Here is a 19,010-nt window from a genome sequence, read left to right as displayed (position 1 = left end):
AGGGGGAATGACATGTCTGATTACACAGAGTTAGACAAAAAGCAGGACGTGCATATTCTGCACTCCATGGGCTATGCCCAGGAGTTGGAGCGGCGCATGAGCTCGTTCTCGAATTTCGCCGTATCCTTTTCGATCATTTGCATTCTTTCGGGCGGCATCAATTCGCTCGCCCAGGCGACTTCGGGTGCAGGTGGCGCCGCGATCGGCATCGGCTGGCCAGTCGGATGCTTCATCTCTTTGGTCTTCGCCATAGCCATGGCGCAGATCAGCTCGGCCTATCCGACGGCTGGCGGGCTCTATCACTGGGGTTCGATCCTCGGCAACCGCTTCACCGGCTGGTTGACAGCCTGGTTCAACCTGCTCGGCCTCGTCACCGTTCTCGGCGCGATCAATGTCGGCACCTATTATTTCTTCTTCGGTGCTCTCGGCGGCTATTTCGGCATGGTCGATACGACACTGGTCCGGATCCTGTTCCTCGTCGTCATCACCGGCCTTCAGGCACTCGTGAACCACATGGGCATCGGGCTTACGGCGAAGCTGACCGACTTTTCCGGCTATTTGATCTTCGCGACTTCGATCGCGCTCGCGGTCGTGTGCCTGATCGCTGCGCCGTCCTACGATTTCGCACGGTTGTTCACCTTTACGAATTATTCTGGCGTGGCGACCATCGCTGCCGACGGATCGGCGACTGGAGCACCGGTCTGGCCGCAGGTATCCACCTTCTGGGTCTTCGCGCTCGGCCTCTTGCTGCCGATCTACACGATCACCGGCTACGATGCTTCGGCGCACACCTCGGAGGAAACTCTGAAGGCTGCGCATTCCGTTCCGCGCGGCATGGTAGCCTCGGTACTTTGGTCGGCATTGTTCGGTTACATCATGCTTTGTGCGTTCGTTCTGATGCTGCCGAATATGGACGATGCCGCAAAACAGGGCTGGAACGTCTTCTTCTGGGCGATGGATGCCCGGGTCAATCCCATCATCAAGGATATCCTTTATTTCCTGATCTTCGTTAGCCAGTGGCTTTGCGGCCTTGCGACGGTCACCTCGGTATCGCGCATGATCTTCGCGTTCTCGCGTGATGGCGGCCTTCCGGCATCGAAGGGGCTCTCCAAGGTCAGCCCGAAATTCCGCACGCCGGTATCCGCGATCTGGACAGGCTCGGTTCTTTCGGTGCTGTTCGTCTGGGGTTCTTCGCTGGTCTCGATCGGCGACACGCCGGTCTATACGATCGTCGTTTCATGCACCGTCATCTTCCTCTTCTTCTCCTTCGCGATCCCGATCACGCTCGGTCTCTTCGCATGGGGTACGTCGAAGTGGGACAAGATGGGCCCGTGGAATCTCGGCGAGATGGGGTTCAAGCTTTTTGCCGTGCTCTCGATCCTCGCGATGATCGTCATCTTTGTTATCGGCATTCAGCCGCCGAACGACTGGGCGGGCATCATCACCGTCGGCTTCCTTGTCCTGACGGGGATCGTCTGGTTCGGTTTCGAACGTCGCCGCTTCCGAGGCCCGCCGATCGGCGAGGAGATCGCAAGGCGCAAAGCCGAAATCGCAGCCGCCGAAGCAGCAGTCGGCGAACGCTGACCGTCGGGGCTCATTTCTCAAACGGCGGGGCCGCCTGCGCGCGGCCCCTTCACCGGCATAAACGAAACGCACGGCGCTGCGTCGCGCCCTGCCGCAAGCCGTCGTTTTGTTGTCCGAAGTCCTAATTCACTATTCAGGCGGATCACTCATGAGCACTAGCTATACGTTCGACGACCTTAAGCAGGATGTGGCCGAGGGGCGCATCGATACGGTTCTGGCATGTCAGGTTGACATGCAGGGTCGCCTGATGGGCAAGCGTTTCCAGGCGGAATTCTTCGTCGAGAGCGCCTTTAAGGAAACGCATAGCTGCAATTATCTCCAGGCGACCGACATCGAGATGGAAACCGTCTCGGGCTACAAGTCGACGAGCTGGGAGAAGGGCTATGGCGACTATACGATGAAGCCTGATCTTGCCACGCTTCGTCGTATTCCCTGGCTCGAAGGTACGGCGCTTGTCCTTTGCGACGTCCTCGATCATCACACGCATGAAGAGGTGGCACATTCCCCGCGCGCGATCCTGAAAAAGCAGGTGAAGCGATTGGAAGCCATGGGCCTCAAGGCCTATATGGCCTCGGAGCTCGAGTTTTTCTTATTCGATCAAAGCTACGACAGCGCGCGAGAGTCCGGCTACCGCCATCTGAAGCTCGCCAGCGGCTACAACGAGGACTACCACATCTTCCAGACCACCAAGGAAGAAGAGGTGATGCGGGCGATCCGCACAGGGCTGCAGGGCGCCGGCATCCCGGTCGAAAATTCCAAGGGTGAAGCTTCCGCCGGCCAGGAAGAGATCAATGTCCGCTATGCCGACGCGCTGACCATGGCCGACCGCCACGCGATCATCAAGAACGGCTGCAAGGAAATCGCCTGGTCGAAGGGCAAGGCCATCACCTTCCTGGCGAAGTGGAGCTATAGCGCCGCCGGCAGCTCCTCGCATATCCACCAGTCGCTCTGGAGCCTCGACGGCAAGACCCCGAAGTTCTTCGAAGAGGGCGGCAAGTACGGCATGTCGCCAATGATGAAGCACTATGTCGCCGGCCTTCTGACCCATGCCAGCGAGATCACCTACTTCTTGGCTCCCTACATCAATTCCTACAAGCGCTTCATGGCCGGCACATTCGCGCCGACCAAGGCAATCTGGAGCAAGGACAATCGCACAGCCGGTTATCGTCTTTGCGGCGAAGATACCAAGGCGATCCGCATCGAATGCCGCGTCGGCGGTTCTGATCTCAATCCGCATCTGGCGTTTGCGGCGCTGATCGCCGCCGGCCTCGATGGTATCGACAACAAGCTGGAGCTGGAAGCGCCGTTCGTGGGAGATGCCTACGGCGCCCGTGAGGTCCGCGAAATTCCGCGCACCCTGCGCGATGCGGCGACGGCCATGACCGGTTCGAATATGCTGCGCACCGCTTTCGGCGACGATGTTATTGATCATTACACACGTGCCGCCCAATGGGAGCAGGAAGAGTATGATCGTCGCGTTACCGATTGGGAAGTGGCGCGCGGATTCGAAAGGGCGTAAGCCTGGTTGCAATATGCTTCCCGCCCGGTTTTCATGCCATCGTCGGGCAGGAGCAGCGCTTGGATGAGCTGCGCATTCACCGCATCCTTTCACGGGCGGACCATCCGGCGATCCTATTGGTGACTATAAAAACAGGATTTCGATCATGACCATGATCACATGCATATCCCCTGTGAACGGGGAGGTTTATGCGCAGCGTCCGGCGCTGTCGCTGGAGGGCGCAAAGGAAGCTGTCGCCCGTGCTCGCATGGCGCAGAAGGATTGGGCACGTCGCCCGCTGGAGGATCGCGTTCAGCTTGTTCTGAAGGGCGTTGCCCGGCTCAACGAAATGGCCGATGTCGTGGTGCCGGAGCTCGCCTGGCAGATGGGCCGCCCGATTAAGTACGGCGGCGAATATCGTGGCTTCAACGAGCGCTCGAATTATGTGGCCTCGATCGCAGCCGACGCATTGTCGCCGATGGTCGTGGAAGACAGCGCGAATTTCGCGCGCCGCATCGAGCGCGAGCCGCACGGAGTAGTCTTCGTCATCGCCCCGTGGAACTATCCCTATATGACGGCCATCAACACGGTCGCTCCGGCACTAATGGCCGGAAATACCGTCATTCTGAAGCATGCCAGCCAGACGCTTCTGGTCGGTGAGCGGCTGGTGCAGGCTTTCGTCGAGGCGGGCGTTCCAGCCGATGTCTTCCAGAACATCTTCCTCGATCATGAGACGACGTCGGCGCTGATCGCTGCAGGCAGCTTCAACTTCATCAACTTCACCGGATCGGTCGAAGGCGGACGGTCGATCGAGCGCGCCGCCGCGGGCACGTTCACCAGTCTCGGCCTCGAACTTGGCGGCAAGGATCCGGGCTATGTCATGGACGACGCCGATATCGATGCCGCTGTCGATACGCTGATGGATGGCGCGACCTATAATTCCGGCCAATGCTGCTGTGGCATCGAGCGCATCTATGTGCATGAGACGCTCTATGATGCCTTCGTTGAGAAGTCGGTCGCCTGGGTGTCGAACTACAAGCTCGGCAATCCGCTCGATCCGGAGACCACGCTTGGCCCGATGGCGAACAAGCGTTTCGCCAAGGTGGTGCGCGAGCAGATCGCTGACGCAGTTGCCAAGGGCGCCAAGGCGCTGGTCGATCCCAAACTTTTCCCGGCCGATGATGGCGGCGCTTATCTCGCGCCGCAGATCCTCGTCGACGTCGATCACTCGATGGCCTTCATGCGCGAGGAAACCTTCGGTCCGGCCGTCGGTATCATGAAGGTGAAGAGCGATGCCGAAGCGCTGGAATTGATGAACGACAGCCCCTATGGACTGACCGCGTCGCTGTGGACCAAGGATGTTGAGCGCGCCTCCCTAATCGGCCGCGACATCGAAACCGGCACCGTCTTCATGAACCGCGCCGACTACCTCGATCCGGCGCTTTGCTGGACCGGCGTCAAGGAAACCGGCCGGGGCGGCTCGCTCTCCATCATCGGCTTCCACAATCTGACGCGCCCGAAATCCTACCATTTGAAGAAAGTAACAGCATGAGCACTATCTCAGCCAATTGGAGCTATCCGAACGCCTTCAAGCTCGGTCGGGGCCGGATTACGGAACTGGCGGATGCCTGCAAGAGTTTGGGCATGAAGAAGCCGCTCCTGGTCACCGACCGGGGACTCGCCTCGATGGCGATCACCAAGACGGCTCTGGATATTCTTGAAGACGCTGGCCTCGGCCGCGCCATCTTCGCCGATGTCGATCCTAATCCGAACGAGAAGAACCTCGATGCCGGCGTCAAGGCCTTCAAGGATGGCGGTCATGACGGCGTCGTTGCCTTCGGCGGCGGCTCGGGGCTCGATCTCGGCAAATGCATCGCCTTTATGGCCGGCCAGACGCGGCCGGTCTGGGATTTCGAGGATATCGGTGATTGGTGGACCCGCGCGAGTGTCGAAGGCATCGCCCCGATTGTCGCCGTGCCGACCACCGCCGGCACCGGCTCGGAAGTTGGCCGCGCCAGCGTCATTACCAATTCCGCAACACATGTGAAGAAGATCATCTTCCATCCAAAGTTTTTGCCGGGCGTTGTCATCGCGGACCCGGAACTGACCGTCGGCATGCCGAAGATTATCACCGCCGGGACGGGGATGGACGCTTTCGCCCATTGCCTGGAAGCCTATTCCTCACCCTTCTATCATCCGATGTCGGCCGGTATCGCAATGGAAGGCATGCGGCTCGTCAAGGAATTCCTGCCGCGCGCCTATAGGGAAGGCACCGATCTCGAAGCCCGCACCAACATGATGAGCGCCGCCGCCATGGGCGCCGTCGCCTTCCAGAAGGGACTTGGCGCCATTCACGCGCTGTCGCATCCGATCGGCGCCGTGTACAACACCCATCACGGCATGACCAATGCCGTCGTCATGCCGGCCGTCCTTAGTTTCAACCGCAAGGCCATCGAAGACAAGATCGCCCGTGCCGCCGCTTACCTCGGCATTTCCGGCGGTTTCGACGGTTTTTATGACTACGTGCTGAAGCTGCGAGCCGAACTCGGCGTACCCGATAGCCTCTCGGCCATGGGCATTGCGCCTGATCGCATCGATGAGCTGTCGGCCATGGCCATCGAAGATCCGAGCGCCGGCGGCAATCCGGTGCCGATGACGCTCGAAAACACCAAGGCGCTGTTCCACGACTGCTTCTAGTCGTATTTTTGTGAGTTTTCGGTCGTGCCGCGAGACAATTGCGGCACGATTTTTTGTGCTTGTCTGCTGAGATCGGCGCTGGCAATCTTCACCAGAAAGTCGTGTGCCAATGGCTCTGCCAGCCGTTTCGCCGATGCAACATCGCGCTGCCGCCAAATTGGCAATTAAGGCTTTATTAACCATATCTCGAAACAATGCGTTAACTGCACCGATGACTCAGATGGTGTGGAAAAGAGCGATGTTCGTGCTCACCGCCATCTGCCGGAGACCGACAATGCCAGTTATCACATTTGCGAATACGAAGGGTGGGGCGGGGAAGACGACAGCGGTTCTGCTGTTGGCCACGGAATTGGCGCGGCGCGGCTATCGCGTCACCATTCTCGACGCTGACCCGCAGCACTGGATTTCGCACTGGTATGAAAGTTCCGGCCATGTGCAAAACATCTCGGTCATCGACTTCGTGACCAGCGCATCTTTGCCTGTACATCTTTCAGAGAACAGTGCGACGGATTATTTCATTCTCGATCTGCCGGGCGCTCGCACACCACTGCTGGCAACGGCGCTTGGCCTTTCCGATCATGTGCTCATTCCGATCCAAGGCTGCGCGATGGATGCGCGAGGCGGGGCGCAGGTGCTGGAGTTACTGCAATATCTGGAACAACGGGCCGGCATTCACATCAATCATTCGGTTGTTCTGACCCGCGTGAATTCGATGGTGACGACCAGAGCCCTGCAGACGGTGAAAGCGCTGCTATCCGAGCGGAGTGTTACGGTTCTCGAAACGCCGATTATCGAACGCTCGGCCTTCCGCGATATCTTCGACTGCGGCGGAACGCTCTATACGATGGACCCCAGTCGGGTCAGCAATCTCGACAAGGCGCAGGAAAATGCCCGCGCCTTTGCAGAGGAAATGATGCGGCTCCTGCCGGCGCGGCTGACGGCTTCGGCCCGTAGCGCTGACCAAGATGCGATCCGCAGCGCAGCCTAACGAACTTCGATAATAAAAAAAGGCCGCCGGATCGCTCCCCAGCCACTAAAGCCGCAGAAGGTCGCGGTGGTCATACCGCTATGCGCCAATGCGATCGAACGGCCGGATAGGGACCTGTCGTTTGGCACTTAATCGTAAGACTGCATCTCCAATAAAATCATATCGTTAGCGCGGCACATAATTCGAGATTTGGCATTTGAAGGTCCGCCAATCTCCGCCGCTGCAGCGTCATCGTTGCTCACCAGAAACACGACTCTTCTGCCACCATGGACGGCGGGGTCTTTGGCAAGAATGGCGGCGATCAAATGGTTGAAGCCCTTGACCAATCTTGCGCCAGTGAAGGCCTGCGCGATGAACGTGGACGAAGGCTGCCCGAGAGGTCGGGGCGACCGGGTTGGTGATGTCGATGATCACTTTGCCGTCGAGTGCGTCACCGCAGTCGCCCACGACTGCAGCCGCGCCGGAGTGCGGCACAGCGAGGATGACAATATCGCGGGCGGGTATCCGATTTGAATGCCAGGTACGATATTGCCGCATTGTCGCCCCTGCATCTTTCATTCACCGACATTTATCGGTTTTATCTTTTGTAGATGGCTTAGTCGGAGATACGCGGGACCTCAGAAAGTCCCGGACCCACGCTGCGGAAACCCATTCGGCGGCAACAACTAGGCGAGATGACGAATTCTTTGGTGGGAGCGCGGAAAGATTTCGCGAAGCAAAAGTCATCAGCTCCGATGTCTGGATGAGTTGGATTCTTGATCAGAGCTGAGCGCGCCAACCGGTCCTGAAATTGAGCTCCGTCAGCATCTGAAAGCTGTTACACCAACGAACATCAAGATCCCTGCAGACATCAGGGATCCTGCGGTTTGCTCGCTTCGTACTCGGCTTGGAGGCCTCGACTGTGACGACAATTCGGTCTCCGCGATGGGCCAAGGCATGGGCAATCAGGAATGGATCGCGGCCGACCTCAATGATTTCGGCATCGTTGAGATCGGGCGCATATTTTTCGATGACGGCCTGAACCAAGGTTGGATCGACATCTTCATCCAGCTTTAGGGCGTCGCAATTGTCGCCCTCCTTCAGCCATTGCGCCAGTTCCGAGCCTTCTGTAATCTCTTCGAGGATTTCGAGCGGGATCTTTAGCGCTCCAGTCTCGCCCATATGAACGAGCCAGCCCCAGAACTCGGGAACACGTTGAATCGGTTAGTAGAGATTATGCGCCGTAATGAGGACGTTCGCGTCGAGAAGATGCACACCGCCCCCTTACGCCACGCCGTCGGTTAGCGAGAAGACGTTGTTCGGCTTCACGCCCAGGATCGCCGCGGCCTTGGAAGGCGACAGGGCTCCGTCCGCCAGCATCCGTCTCGAAAGGCTCAGCAGGCGATTGCCAAGCCGATGTCGACGCACGAGATAATAGCTTGGTCCGCCTTCGCTTTCGCGCGAACTTTCGCGCTGAGCTGCTTTGTTGTTCAGCCATTGCTGGCGGAAGACAGCTGTCACCGACGACCACATCACACGGTCGATAATCCCTTCGCGGTAGAGCTTATAGGCAACCATCGAATGACTGACCTGCCGCAGCTCCGCGATTTCGCTGATGCGCGCCCTTACCACTTCCTCGGTCGCTCCGCGCAACGCAACCTCGCCGGCGATCTCGGCCGAAGGCAGCAGGATGCGACCCGCCACGTCGTTGCAGAAGGTTTCGATGGCCGATATTGGCGTGCCGCCGCTCACACCAGTCTGTCCAAGCCAAATGTGGGCCAGTTCGTGTAGCAGTGTAAACGACCAGGCTTGGTCGCTGTCCTGGTCGTTGACGACGACAAAGGGCGCAAGCGTGTCGGACAGTGCGAAGCCTCTGAACAATTCGACATTAAGCGCGCTGTGGTGACTGCCGAGATTGCCGATCAACAAGACGAATATCCCTGCCGCCTCGGCACGTTCCCGCAGATAGGCGAAGCCACGGGCTGTGCCTCGACCATTACCCGATCGGAAAGAATGGAGACTGAAACCCAAACGCTCACTGATCGCCGCGGCCAGACCCTGTGCTCCACGGCGATAGTCATAAGAAGCAACGAAATCGAGCGGTTCGGCCTCTTCTTCGCTCTCCAGCAAGGATCGCACCATTTCCTGGCGGGCGCGGACCTCGCGCAGCAGGGTATCGACCAGCGCCGCGTCGCGCTGTGCATATTCGTCGGGAAGGGTCCGAAAGTCCTCGCCACGCGCCGCGGTGGCCGGAGGTTCGGCAAGGTAGAAGGTAAGGAGTGGTCGGCGGTACTGCGTCGACATCTTGATCAACTGCGGGCGGGTCGGCTCGACCTGACCGTCTTCAAGCATTGCAAGGCGATCGCTGCCCGCAACACCGCGCGCATCGGCAATGCCGAGCTTGTCGGCAGCATCTTTTACACTGAGCCCCGCGGTCTCGCGCGCCCACCGCAGAATCAATGGGTTGACCTTTGGCACCTTTCACCTCTGTTCGGGCAAGTAGATACTTGGTTTGATTTGATCATGCAGTCGTTACGAAAGATATAGGCATCCCGGCGTGCGAAGCCACCCGACGCCGCATCACTCTCTGTCGACGGCCGTCGCGCCGGCGCCGGAAAAAGACAAGCTGGTCTCGACGACGACAGGACCCGATTCCTGTTCATTTCGCGCTGACATCGACGACGATGATTTCAGTTCGATGCTAGTGGTAAGGTGACTGAAAGCTGTTAGCATCACTCGATAAAGGCGGGTTCCTCCTCCGTCTCGGTGTCATCGCTTTGCGAGGCGACGATCTCGCTTTGCACGGCGTGCCTGCTCAGCAGGCCGGCGTCCTCGAGAGCTTCGACGTTCGGCAGGTCGCGCAGCGTCTCCATGCCGAAGGCCGAGAGAAAGTGCGGCGCCGTCACATAGGTATAAGGCGCCCCCGGCGGGCTACGTGGTCCGGAAGATCGCTCCAGCGGCCTTCTTATATGCGTCCAGATGGATCAATCGACGAATTCGACGACCACACCGGGTTTGACCATCTTGGCGAGCTCTGTCGCATCCCAGTTGGTGAGGCGCACGCAGCCATGGCTCTGCGACTTGCCGATCTTCGAAGGGTCGGGCGTCCCGTGGATGCCGTAGGTCGGCTTCGACAGCGCCATCCAGACAACACCGACCGGGCCGTTGGGGCCGGGCGGAATGTCGAGGATCTTGTCGTTGGCGCCCTGCTTGAAGTTGATCTTCGGATTGTATGTGTAGCCGGGATTGAAGGCGACCCGTTCGACCGTCACAGTGCCGGAGGGCGACGGCGTGTCGGTCGAGCCGATGCTCGCGGGATAGGCGGCAATCAGGGCGCCGCTAGCATCGTAGGCGAAAACCTGCTTGCGGCCCTTGTCGGCGAGAATTTTCGCGACGCTGCCGGTTTTGCCGGGACCGGTATTGACCACTTTGATCGTGCTGCCGGGAACCGTGAAGTCGACGCCGCGATTGAGCTCTTTGAGATAGCCTTCGTCCATATGAAAGCGTTCGGCCAACATTTCCGTGGTCGACGTGTAGCCGAGTGACGGCATCTGCGCCTTTGCGGCATAATCTTCAGGAATAGACGCTACATAAGGGCCGGCGGCATCGGCAGGCGTGATCGTGTAGTTGACGATCGGCATGCCGCCTGACAGGCGCAATTGCTCGAGGATCGTTTCCGTGTCGTTCGGGTTCAGCGTTTGGCCGGTCATCTGTTGGTAGGCGTAGATCGCCTTGGTGACGTTGGCGCCCATGCGGCCATCGATCGCGCCCGGCGAAATGCCCTGGCGGGCGAGGAAGACCTCAAGCGCGGTGATCTCCATTTTCGACTTGCCCTTCAGCGTGATGACGGGCTCGGCCGGCGGCTTGCGCTCGATACCGGGCGTCTGCTCCTGGGGATCGATCGATGCGTAGTCGTTGCCGCTCGGATTGGGTTGGTACTGGCCGTTCACATCCGGCAGCGACTGGTTGTCGAGCGGCTCGCGCTGGATATCGCCTTCGCGCGGGATGCCGCTGGTGATGACGCCGCGGTCCTGGTCCTGCTGGCCATAGCCGTTGTCGACATAACCACCGTCATTCCCGTAGTTGCCGCCGCGATATTGGCGATAGTCGCGATAGCCGCCATTGTCGGAAAGCTGCGTGTCGCCATAGCGGTTGGTGTCGCCATAGCCGTTATCATTGGAGACGTTGCGGCCGGGCGCGCGCGGATAATAGGTGCTGGCGCGCATCTCGGTGGCAAGGACATTGCCGTAGCGGTCGATCAATACGCGATGGCCGCGTCCGTCGCGTGCGACGCTCACGACGCCTTGCTCCGGATATTGATCGAGGATTCGTCCGTCGGGGGTCACCAGAATGATGTCGTTGTTCCCGTTGCGGTAGTATTGTGCCTGCGCATCGGTCAATGCGAGAGCAGATGCCGTGGCTGCTAGGGCCAGGCTAAGGCTTAGTTTCAGGAACCGGTTCACTTCTGTCGAATCCCTCGGGTGATGGCTGAGCCGACACACACATGGCAATTTTGACGCCAGTATGGAATTAAAGATTATCATGCTGAATAAAAGATAAAATTTTGTGTGATCAAGGCGCGAAGTTAATGTTCGATAAGAGAAATCACATTTAATTTTCGCCCTGTCCCGTTTTGATACCATTTTGATGAGGGACTGCCGATCGAGGGCCGACCCAAGGAGGATTATAGGAGATGATGGATTTTTCCGCGGACAAGGGACCGAAACTGACGCTGGATGAAAGCTCCGTGCTGGATATCTCCGCCTGCATCGTCGACGGCAACAATCTTGCGCCGGGACGCGCGATCCCAGATGACGGCGACCCGCGCATCGATCATTCGCTGGAAGGCTTCCTCTTCACCTGCGGCCCGGATCATATTCGCCATCCGCAACCGATGTCGGGCGCTTTCGAGGGCAAGCGCTATCCCCTGCACGGTTCTTTCTCCTCGCATCCCGCCAAAATCCTGTGGACCCGTTTCGAGGACGGTAATGCCGAGTGCCGTGCCGATATCGATGTCGTCACCGCCGAACGCCTCACGGCACGGCTGGAGCGTCATTGGCGCATCGACGGAGCAACGGGCGAGGTTTCGCTTAACGACCGCATCGTCAACACCAGCGTCGAGGCTATGCCGGTCTTCCTGATGTATCACATGAACGTCGGTGCCAAATGGTTTGATGACGGTGTGCGCCTCTCCGGCCAGATGCTGGAGAACGGCGGTTTTGCCTGGACCTTCGGCGAGGGTTCGGGCGGTCTCTTCTGCGTGCCGGCGACGGCCAAGGGTGAGGATTGGTCGGAAGTGCGCCTCGGGCCGATCGCTGCCATCGGCGGCAAATCCCTGCGGGTCCGCTTCGGCACGGATACGCTGCCCTTTCTGCAGGTCTGGCGCAATCAGCGCGCGCCTGCCCATATCCTTGGCATCGAACCCGTTTCGCACCGTTTGGCATCACGCGGCGAGCTCGAGGATGCCGGTGAATTCAATATTCTTCAGCCGGGGGAAGCAAGGAGTTTCGCGCTCAACTTTGCATTCGCCTGAAGGAGCTGAGCGGTTGACGCTTGCTTTATGGCGGCGTAGACCATGACCCTCGGTTTCACAGAGGAAATGAACCATGGACATCCGCCAGATCGATGACGAATATTCGGTTTCCGGCCAGATCACCCTGGAGGACCTCGATCAGATCAAGGCCATGGGTTTCAACTCGATCGTCTGCCACCGCCCGGACAATGAGAGCCCGGATCAGACGCCGTTTTCGGTCATAGCAGCCCGCGCCAAGGAGCTTGGTCTCGAAATTGCGCATGTGCCCGTAGGGCCGATGGGCGTGACCGAAGAGGCCGTGGAAGGCATGGTCGACGCGCTCGACGAATTTCCGCGGCCGATGCTTGGCTATTGCCGCTCCGGCGCGCGCTCGACGGCGATCTATCAGAAGACCCATCATATTCGCGGGTGAGCCACCGCGTCCCTAACATGAACGAGATTGAGGGCGTTGCTGATGAGCAGCGCCCGGTTTGTTACCCGTCACCGGACAACATCAGGAGAGAACTATGAGCATCAAGCGTATCGATGTCGGAGCCCGCATGAGCGGCGCTGTCATCCACGGCAACACCGTTTACCTCGCCGGTCAGGTTGGTGAAGGCGAAAGCGTCACCGATCAGTGCAAGTCGGCGCTGGCCGAAGTCGACCGCCTGCTGGCTGCTGCCGGCAGCAACAAGTCGAAGATCCTGCAGACGCTGATCTATCTCTCCGACATTTCCTATTTCGGGGAAATGAACGCTGCCTGGGAAGCCTGGGTCGATCCGGCCAACACGCCGGCGCGTGCCACCAGCGAAGCCAAGCTTGCTGCACCGAAGTACAAGGTCGAGTTCATCGTCACCGCCGCCATCGACTGATCTGACGTTCGATTGCAATTTGAAAAGCCGGTGAGCTCGTGCTCACCGGCTTTTTGATTTTGAAATTTCCGTCAACGTCCTGGACGGCGTGATCGCCTCGGGATCGAGCACCACTTCGATGATTGCCGGCTTGCCGATGGCCCGTGCGCGTTCGAAGGCGGGGCCGAATTCTTCGGTTGTCTTTACCGTTTCGCCATGGCCACCGTAGGCGCGGGCAAAGGCAGCGAAATCCGGATTGCTAAGCGCTGTGGCGCTGACGCGGCCGGGATATTCCCGCTCCTGATGCATGCGGATGGTGCCGTACATGCCGTTGTTGATGACAAGCGCGATCAAGGGCAGGTGATATTGCACGGCAGTCGCGAACTCCTGGCCGTGCATCATGAAACAGCCGTCGCCCGCAAAGCAGATCACTTCACGCTCCGGAAAAAGCTGCTTGGCAGCGACGGCCGCCGGCAAGCCGTAGCCCATCGAGCCGGAGGCAGGTGCGGCCTGCGTGTTGAAGCGGCGGAAACGATGGAAGCGGTGCAGCCAAGTGGCGTAGTTGCCGGCGCCGTTGGTGAAGATGGCGTCGGGCGCGGTGTTGGCCTCGATCCAATCCATGATCCGGCCCATATGCACGGTGCCGGGACTTTTTTCCGGCGTTTTCGACCAGGCGAGATAGGCAGCATGCATGCGCTCGGTCCGCTCCGCCCAACGAGGTTCCGCCGGAGCTTTAAGGTCGGCCAACGCGGCTGCGAAATCGGCGGGGCTGGCACAGATCGCCAGATCCGGCCGGTAGACGCGACCGAGCTCGGATGGATCGGGATGAATATGGATAAGCTGTTGTTGCGGGTAGGGGATGTCCATCAGCGTATAGCTGGAGGAAGGCATCTCCGAGAAGCGGCCGCCAAGCAGGATCAAAAGGTCGGCCTCCTTGATCTCCCTTGCCAGTGCCGGATTGATGCCGATGCCGACATCGCCGGCGTAATTCGGGTGCAGATGATCGAACAGCATCTGCCGGCGGAAGGAACAGCCGATCGGCAGCTTGAAGCGTTCGGCGAAGCTTTTGAGATCGGTCACCGCGTCCTCGTCCCAGCGCGTGCCGCCGAGGATGACCATTGGCCGTTCGGCCGCGATCAGGCGCAAATAGAGATCGTCGATCTGGCTGCGTCCGGGATGGGCTGCCACCGGCATGTAGCGCTTGGCATGCGGGGCTTCGACCTCGTCGCGCAGCATGTCCTCGGGCAGGGCCAGCACGACCGGGCCGGGCCGACCCGATGTCGCAATGGCGAAGGCGCGGGTGACGAATTCCGGAATGCGGGCGGCATCGTCGATCTCGCCGACCCACTTGGCAAATTCGGTGAAGGCGCGACGGAACTCCACCTCCTGAAAGGCCTCGCGCTCGCGCGCATCGCGTTGAACCTGGCCGATGAAGAGGATCATCGGGATCGAATCCTGTCGCGCAATGTGCAGGCCTGCGGAGGCATTGGTCGCGCCCGGACCGCGGGTGACCATGCAGATGCCGGGTTCGCCCGTCAAACGGCCCCAGGCGTCCGCCATCATCGCCGCGCCGCCCTCCTGACGGCAGACGAGCACGTCGATATCGCTGTCATGCAGCGCATCGAGCACGGCGAGAAAGCTTTCGCCGGGAACGCAGGATATACGCCGGACGCCGTTTGCCTTCAGGGCTTCGACGATGAGTTGGCCGCCGGTACGTTTCATTTTTTTGCCTTTCCCTCCAGTTCCGCCAATTCGGCCAGAACCTCCTCCTGATGTTCGCCAAGACGCGGGCTCGGCCGCCTATAGATCAACGGCGTTTGCGACAAGACGACCGGCGTGCGCACGCTCGGGATGACGGTGCCGGCAGCATCCTCGAGATCGATCCGCAAACCACGGGCCTCAATCTGCGGGTCCGCAAACATGTCTTCGATCGTATTGATGGCGCCGGCCGGCACCGCATTGTCCTCGCAGGCTTTCAAAAGATCCGCTTTCTTCCAGGAAAGCGTTTTTGCCGAGATGAAAGCGCGGACGTCGTCGCGATGGGAGACGCGGGCCTTGTTGGTCGCATAGCGCTCGTCATTGGCCTTTACCTCGATGCCGAGGATCGCGCAGAGGCGACGGAATTGCCCGTCATTGCCAACGGCAAGGATCAGATAACCATCGGCCGTCGGTACGACCTCATAGGGCGAGATATTGGGATGGGCATTGCCAAGCCGCGTCGGAGCCTTGCCGGAGATGAGATAGTTCAAGTTCTGATTGGCGAGCACGGCGGATTGCACGTCGAGCAGCGCCATGTCGACAAGCTGGCCTTCGCCGGTCTTTAGCGCATGGATCAGGGCCGCTTCGATCGCCGAGACCGCATAGATGCCGGTGAAGATATCGGCGATCGCGACGCCCGCCTTCATCGGCTGCCCGTCCGGCTCGCCGGTGATCGACATGAAGCCGGACATGCCCTGGACGATATAGTCATAGCCCGCGAGGCCGGCATAGGGACCGGTCTGACCGAAGCCGGTGATCGAGCAATAGACCAATTTCGGATTGATCTTTTTGAGGCTCTCGTAGTCCAAGGCGTATTTGGCCAGACCGCCGAGCTTGAAATTCTCGATCAGCACATCGGCGGTCTTGACTAGCCGTCGAACAAGGGTCTGGCCCTCTTCGGTCTTGAGATCGGCGACAATGGAACGTTTGCCGCGATTGGCGGAGTGGTAATAGGCGGCTGAAAGGTTTTGCCCATCCTTGCCCTCGACGAAAGGCGGCCCCCAGTGGCGCGTATCGTCGCCTCCATCCGGATTTTCGACCTTGATGACATCGGCGCCGAGATCCGCCAGCATCTGCCCAGCCCAGGGGCCGGCAAGAACCCGGGCCAATTCGATGACGCGAATGCCGGAAAGGGGCGGTTTCTTGGTCGTGTTGTCGGTCATGTCGTTCCAGATTGCGGCTACGGCGCGAAAGTGGTCTCAGATGTATCGGATACGGGCCTGGAAGCAAAGCGCCGCTCGCGCCAGAGAATGTAGAGGCCTGAGGCGATGATGATGAAAATGCCGACCCATTTGATCAGATCCGGGAAATTGTTGAAGACCAGCCAGCCAAAGATCGTCGCCGAGACGATCTCGAAATATTGCATCGGCGCCAGTGTCGAGGCCGGTGCGGCGCGATAGGCATGAACGGTGAGGATGCCAGAGACTGCGGCGGTGACGCCGACGCCGAGGAGATAAGCCATCGCGCTACCATCGGGCATGACCGAAGCGATGATGGGTGAGCCCGAGCGGTGACCGATCGAAAGGAGAATGAGGCAGATGGCCATGCCCCAGATACCGGTTTGGAATTGCATCGGCCAGACATCCTCGCTATGCGAGACGACACGCGTAATCATCACATAGATGGCGACGCAGAGTGCCGTGACGATCGGCAACAGCGCGACGAAGCCGACCTCCTCGAAACTCGGCTGAATGATCAGCATCGCGCCGAAGAAGCCGACGGCGCAGGCCGTGTAGCGTCGCCAACCGATCGTTTCCTTCAGGAAAATGCTGCTAAGGATGGTCAGCATGATCGGCTCGACGAAGAAAATGGCGATGGCGTCGGCCACCTCCATGACCTGCAGCGTCGTAACGAAGGTGACCATCGACAACGTTAGCACGCCGGCGCGAATGGCATGCACCCCGCTGCGGCGCAGGGACCATCTCCCCCATTGGCCGCGCAGAGCCATGATCGGCAGCGCAAATAGCCACTGAAAGATAAAACGCGCGGCGGTGACTTCCGCCGGCGGTATGGTGGTTGCGGCAAGCTTCGAGAAGATGTCCATGATCGGTGACAGGACGACCGACAGGAACATCATCAACAGGCCGAATGTCAGTTCCGACTGACGCAAACGGGGCAGGGAGCTGCCGGTGACGCTCATTCAAACATTCCTTTGGGAATCAGGCCCTTGCCGTCACTTGCTGACACCAGTCCGCAAAATCCGAAATGGCTGCGGCCGCGCCGATCTCGTTCAGCGTCTCATGCCGCATGTCCTGGCAGATGGCCATGGTGATATGCGAGAATCCGGCCTTGTTCAAATGGTTTGACAGCCAGGAAATCGCTTTTCCATTGTTCGTCGCCGGGTCATGCCCGCCGCCTAAGAGATGGATCGGCATGTCGTGCCGAAGCCGATCGAGATGGGTTCTTTGTGGCGCACGGAAGGTCAGTTCGAAAATATCCAGCCATAGCGAGACCGAGGCATTAAAGCCGCAGAGCGGGTCGGCGATGTACTTGTCCACCTCCTCGGGAATGCGCGACAGCCAATCGAATTCGGTGCGCCGGTTTGCGATCGACTGGCCCCAGGCGCCAAAGGTCAGCTTCGAAAGCAGCTCGCTTGGCACATCCGAACCCTTCAGCATACGTTCCGCTTTTAAGATGAGCTGGGCGACGCGCCCGGCGAGCCCCGGATTGAAGTTCGCGTTCCAGACAGTGACGGCGTCAAATTTGTTCGGATGCGCCACCGCCACGTTGAGGCTGATCAAACCGCCCATGGAATGGCCGAAGAGGACGACCGGCAGGCCGGGATGGGCGGCGGCGCCAAGCTCGCGCATGGCCAGCACATCGGCGATGACTTGGCCGACCCCGCCTTGCCGGGCAAAGCGCCCGATGGGCGCGTCGGGGGCCACCGTCTCGCCGTGGCCGCGGTGATCATGGGCGTAGATATGAAAGCCGCGCTCCGCCATCGCTTCGGCGAAACGCTGATAGCGACGGGAATGTTCGGCAAGGCCGTGGCTGACGAGCAGCACGCCGCGCGCGCCGCCCTTAGCCGGCACATGATGATAGGCGAGTGTCGCGCCCGTCGGGCTAACCAGATGCCTCGTTTCGGCAAACATGCGCGTTTCCTCCTATCCGGACGAAAGGTTATTGCCGGTGGGATTGCAATGGCGGGCAGGCAAAGCTCACAGAAATAAATCACGAAGGCGTCTGCGATTGAGGGTTGCGCCCTGCCAACCAAACTGCTTATTTGTTCTCATATTGTTCTGTTTTGGAGGCGTGGAATGAGGCATCGGCTTCATGGATTTGCAGTTGCGGTTCTGACTGCGGCGGTGATGGCGACAAGTGCGCTAGCGCAGGACAATAGCCGGGGCAGGACACGGTTCATTCTGGCGGCAAGTTGGGAGCCTGCCTTCTGCGCGACGAACCAGAAGAAGGCAGAGTGCAGAAGCCAGTCGGCGAATGATTATGACGCCAAGAACTTTTCGCTGCACGGTCTTTGGCCGCTACGCCGGGAATATTGCGATGTTTCCGACGATCTGAAGCAGTCCGATCGCTTGAGCGACTGGAAAGACCTGCCGGCTATTCAATTGTCGGCGGAGACCAAGGCCGCGCTGGACAAAGTCATGCCCGGTACTAAATCCGGTCTCGAGCGACATGAATGGGTCAAACACGGCAGTTGCACGAAGCTCAGCGCCGATGACTATTTCGCAGGTGCAGTGGGTTTGATCAATGAACTCAATGCTTCCGCCGTGCGCGATCTTTTTGCGCAGAATATCGGCAAGACGCTCGATGCCGAAACCATCAAGGCCGCCTTCGACAAGAGCTTCGGTGAAGGCGCGAGCAACCGCGTGAAGATGAGCTGCCGCCAGGTCGGCAAGGTGCGCGTGATTTCGGAACTAACGATCGGCCTGTCGGGAGACGCCATCCAGCCGTCGCAAGGCGGCGAGCCACGTCTCGAGCAATTGATCCAGGGCGCCGGCAGCACGTCGTTCGGCTGCGATCGAGGCTTGGTCGACGCGGCGGGTTAGAACAGTTCGCTTGCAATCTTAGTGAATCTATGTATATCCGTCCAAAATGGGGAGATTTGTGAGCATAGGCGAAGCGGCGGAAGTTTTGGGCGTGTCGATCACGACATTGCGCCGATGGGAAGCTGAAGGCCGTCTGGTG

The 19,010-nt window shown here is 59.5% G+C and carries 18 protein-coding genes and 1 pseudogene; 10 read left to right on the top strand and 9 right to left on the bottom strand.

Annotation, left to right across the window (positions count from 1 at the left end):
* Positions 1-12 precede the first annotated feature (12 nt).
* The 5 genes from PY650_RS22580 to PY650_RS22560 all read left to right on the top strand — a co-directional run bounded on the left by PY650_RS22580 (position 13) and on the right by PY650_RS22560 (position 6,767).
* Complete coding sequence (locus tag PY650_RS22580; RefSeq protein WP_285881793.1) at positions 13-1,584, top strand: amino acid permease; 1,572 nt, start codon at positions 13-15, stop codon at positions 1,582-1,584.
* A gap of 148 nt (positions 1,585-1,732) precedes the next feature.
* Positions 1,733-3,103 carry a glutamine synthetase family protein gene (locus tag PY650_RS22575; protein WP_285881791.1) on the top strand — a complete coding sequence of 457 codons (1,371 nt, stop codon included), beginning with the start codon at positions 1,733-1,735 and terminating at the stop codon, positions 3,101-3,103.
* Positions 3,104-3,248: 145 nt separating this feature from the next.
* On the top strand, positions 3,249-4,634 hold the full coding sequence (locus PY650_RS22570) for an aldehyde dehydrogenase family protein (protein WP_285881790.1): 1,386 nt from the start codon (positions 3,249-3,251) through the stop codon (positions 4,632-4,634).
* A complete protein-coding gene (locus PY650_RS22565) occupies positions 4,631-5,779 on the top strand; it encodes an iron-containing alcohol dehydrogenase (RefSeq protein ID WP_285881788.1) in 1,149 nt (382 codons plus the stop codon). Before PY650_RS22570 ends, PY650_RS22565 begins: the two co-directional genes overlap by 4 nt.
* Positions 5,780-6,053: 274 nt before the next feature.
* Positions 6,054-6,767 carry a ParA family protein gene (locus PY650_RS22560; RefSeq protein ID WP_285881787.1) on the top strand — a complete coding sequence of 238 codons (714 nt, stop codon included), beginning with the start codon at positions 6,054-6,056 and terminating at the stop codon, positions 6,765-6,767.
* 206 nt (positions 6,768-6,973) lie between these two features.
* Here PY650_RS22560 and PY650_RS22555 read toward each other — a convergent pair.
* From PY650_RS22555 to PY650_RS22535, 5 genes and pseudogenes are all read right to left on the bottom strand, one after another.
* Positions 6,974-7,259: pseudogene (locus tag PY650_RS22555) on the bottom strand (NADPH-dependent F420 reductase); the annotation flags it as partial.
* A gap of 267 nt (positions 7,260-7,526) precedes the next feature.
* Positions 7,527-7,967 carry a DUF4411 family protein gene (locus PY650_RS22550; protein ID WP_285881849.1) on the bottom strand — a complete coding sequence of 147 codons (441 nt, stop codon included), beginning with the start codon at positions 7,965-7,967 and terminating at the stop codon, positions 7,527-7,529.
* 63 nt (positions 7,968-8,030) lie between these two features.
* Positions 8,031-9,224 carry an ImmA/IrrE family metallo-endopeptidase gene (locus tag PY650_RS22545; protein ID WP_285881786.1) on the bottom strand — a complete coding sequence of 398 codons (1,194 nt, stop codon included), beginning with the start codon at positions 9,222-9,224 and terminating at the stop codon, positions 8,031-8,033.
* 254 nt (positions 9,225-9,478) lie between these two features.
* Positions 9,479-9,652: a hypothetical protein gene (locus PY650_RS22540; protein ID WP_432761566.1), complete on the bottom strand. Its 174-nt coding sequence runs from the start codon at positions 9,650-9,652 to the stop codon at positions 9,479-9,481.
* A 78-nt stretch (positions 9,653-9,730) separates the two neighbouring features.
* Positions 9,731-11,209 carry a L,D-transpeptidase gene (locus PY650_RS22535; RefSeq protein WP_285881785.1) on the bottom strand — a complete coding sequence of 493 codons (1,479 nt, stop codon included), beginning with the start codon at positions 11,207-11,209 and terminating at the stop codon, positions 9,731-9,733.
* A gap of 230 nt (positions 11,210-11,439) precedes the next feature.
* Between PY650_RS22535 and PY650_RS22530 the strand changes: the two genes are divergently transcribed.
* From PY650_RS22530 to PY650_RS22520, 3 genes are all read left to right on the top strand, one after another.
* Positions 11,440-12,279 carry a DUF4432 family protein gene (locus tag PY650_RS22530; RefSeq protein WP_285881783.1) on the top strand — a complete coding sequence of 280 codons (840 nt, stop codon included), beginning with the start codon at positions 11,440-11,442 and terminating at the stop codon, positions 12,277-12,279.
* A gap of 73 nt (positions 12,280-12,352) precedes the next feature.
* Positions 12,353-12,691, top strand: a complete 339-nt coding sequence (locus PY650_RS22525) for a protein tyrosine phosphatase family protein (protein WP_285866278.1) — start codon at positions 12,353-12,355, stop codon at positions 12,689-12,691.
* Between the two features lie 94 nt (positions 12,692-12,785).
* Positions 12,786-13,130 carry a RidA family protein gene (locus PY650_RS22520; protein WP_285881782.1) on the top strand — a complete coding sequence of 115 codons (345 nt, stop codon included), beginning with the start codon at positions 12,786-12,788 and terminating at the stop codon, positions 13,128-13,130.
* A 42-nt stretch (positions 13,131-13,172) separates the two neighbouring features.
* On the opposite strand, the gene PY650_RS22515 is transcribed toward PY650_RS22520, so the two are convergent.
* From PY650_RS22515 to PY650_RS22500, 4 genes are read right to left on the bottom strand one after another with little or no spacing between them, the layout of a single operon-like run.
* Complete coding sequence (locus PY650_RS22515) at positions 13,173-14,831, bottom strand: thiamine pyrophosphate-binding protein (protein WP_285881781.1); 1,659 nt, start codon at positions 14,829-14,831, stop codon at positions 13,173-13,175.
* A complete protein-coding gene (caiB, locus tag PY650_RS22510; protein ID WP_285881780.1) occupies positions 14,828-16,030 on the bottom strand; it encodes a succinate--glutarate CoA-transferase in 1,203 nt (400 codons plus the stop codon). Before caiB ends, PY650_RS22515 begins: the two co-directional genes overlap by 4 nt.
* Positions 16,031-16,047: 17 nt before the next feature.
* On the bottom strand, positions 16,048-17,007 hold the full coding sequence (locus PY650_RS22505) for a DMT family transporter (protein ID WP_285881779.1): 960 nt from the start codon (positions 17,005-17,007) through the stop codon (positions 16,048-16,050).
* A 19-nt stretch (positions 17,008-17,026) separates the two neighbouring features.
* Positions 17,027-17,959: an alpha/beta fold hydrolase gene (locus tag PY650_RS22500; protein WP_285881778.1), complete on the bottom strand. Its 933-nt coding sequence runs from the start codon at positions 17,957-17,959 to the stop codon at positions 17,027-17,029.
* Positions 17,960-18,124: 165 nt separating this feature from the next.
* Here PY650_RS22500 and PY650_RS22495 point away from each other — a divergent pair, with 165 nt between their 5' ends.
* Both PY650_RS22495 and PY650_RS37170 read left to right on the top strand, forming a co-directional pair.
* The gene (locus PY650_RS22495) at positions 18,125-18,871 is read left to right on the top strand and encodes a ribonuclease T2 family protein (RefSeq protein WP_285881777.1); all 747 of its coding nucleotides are present in this window, start codon (positions 18,125-18,127) and stop codon (positions 18,869-18,871) included.
* 46 nt (positions 18,872-18,917) lie between these two features.
* On the top strand, positions 18,918-19,010 hold a 93-nt coding region (locus tag PY650_RS37170), incomplete at its 3' end, for a MerR family DNA-binding transcriptional regulator (RefSeq protein WP_285880423.1).

It is taken from the genome of Martinezella calliandrae (assembly GCF_030272695.1).
Classification (GTDB): Bacteria; Pseudomonadota; Alphaproteobacteria; order Rhizobiales; family Rhizobiaceae; genus Rhizobium; species Rhizobium calliandrae.
Note: the sequence above shows the minus strand (reverse complement) of the source record. Positions and strands in the feature narration are given on the sequence as shown.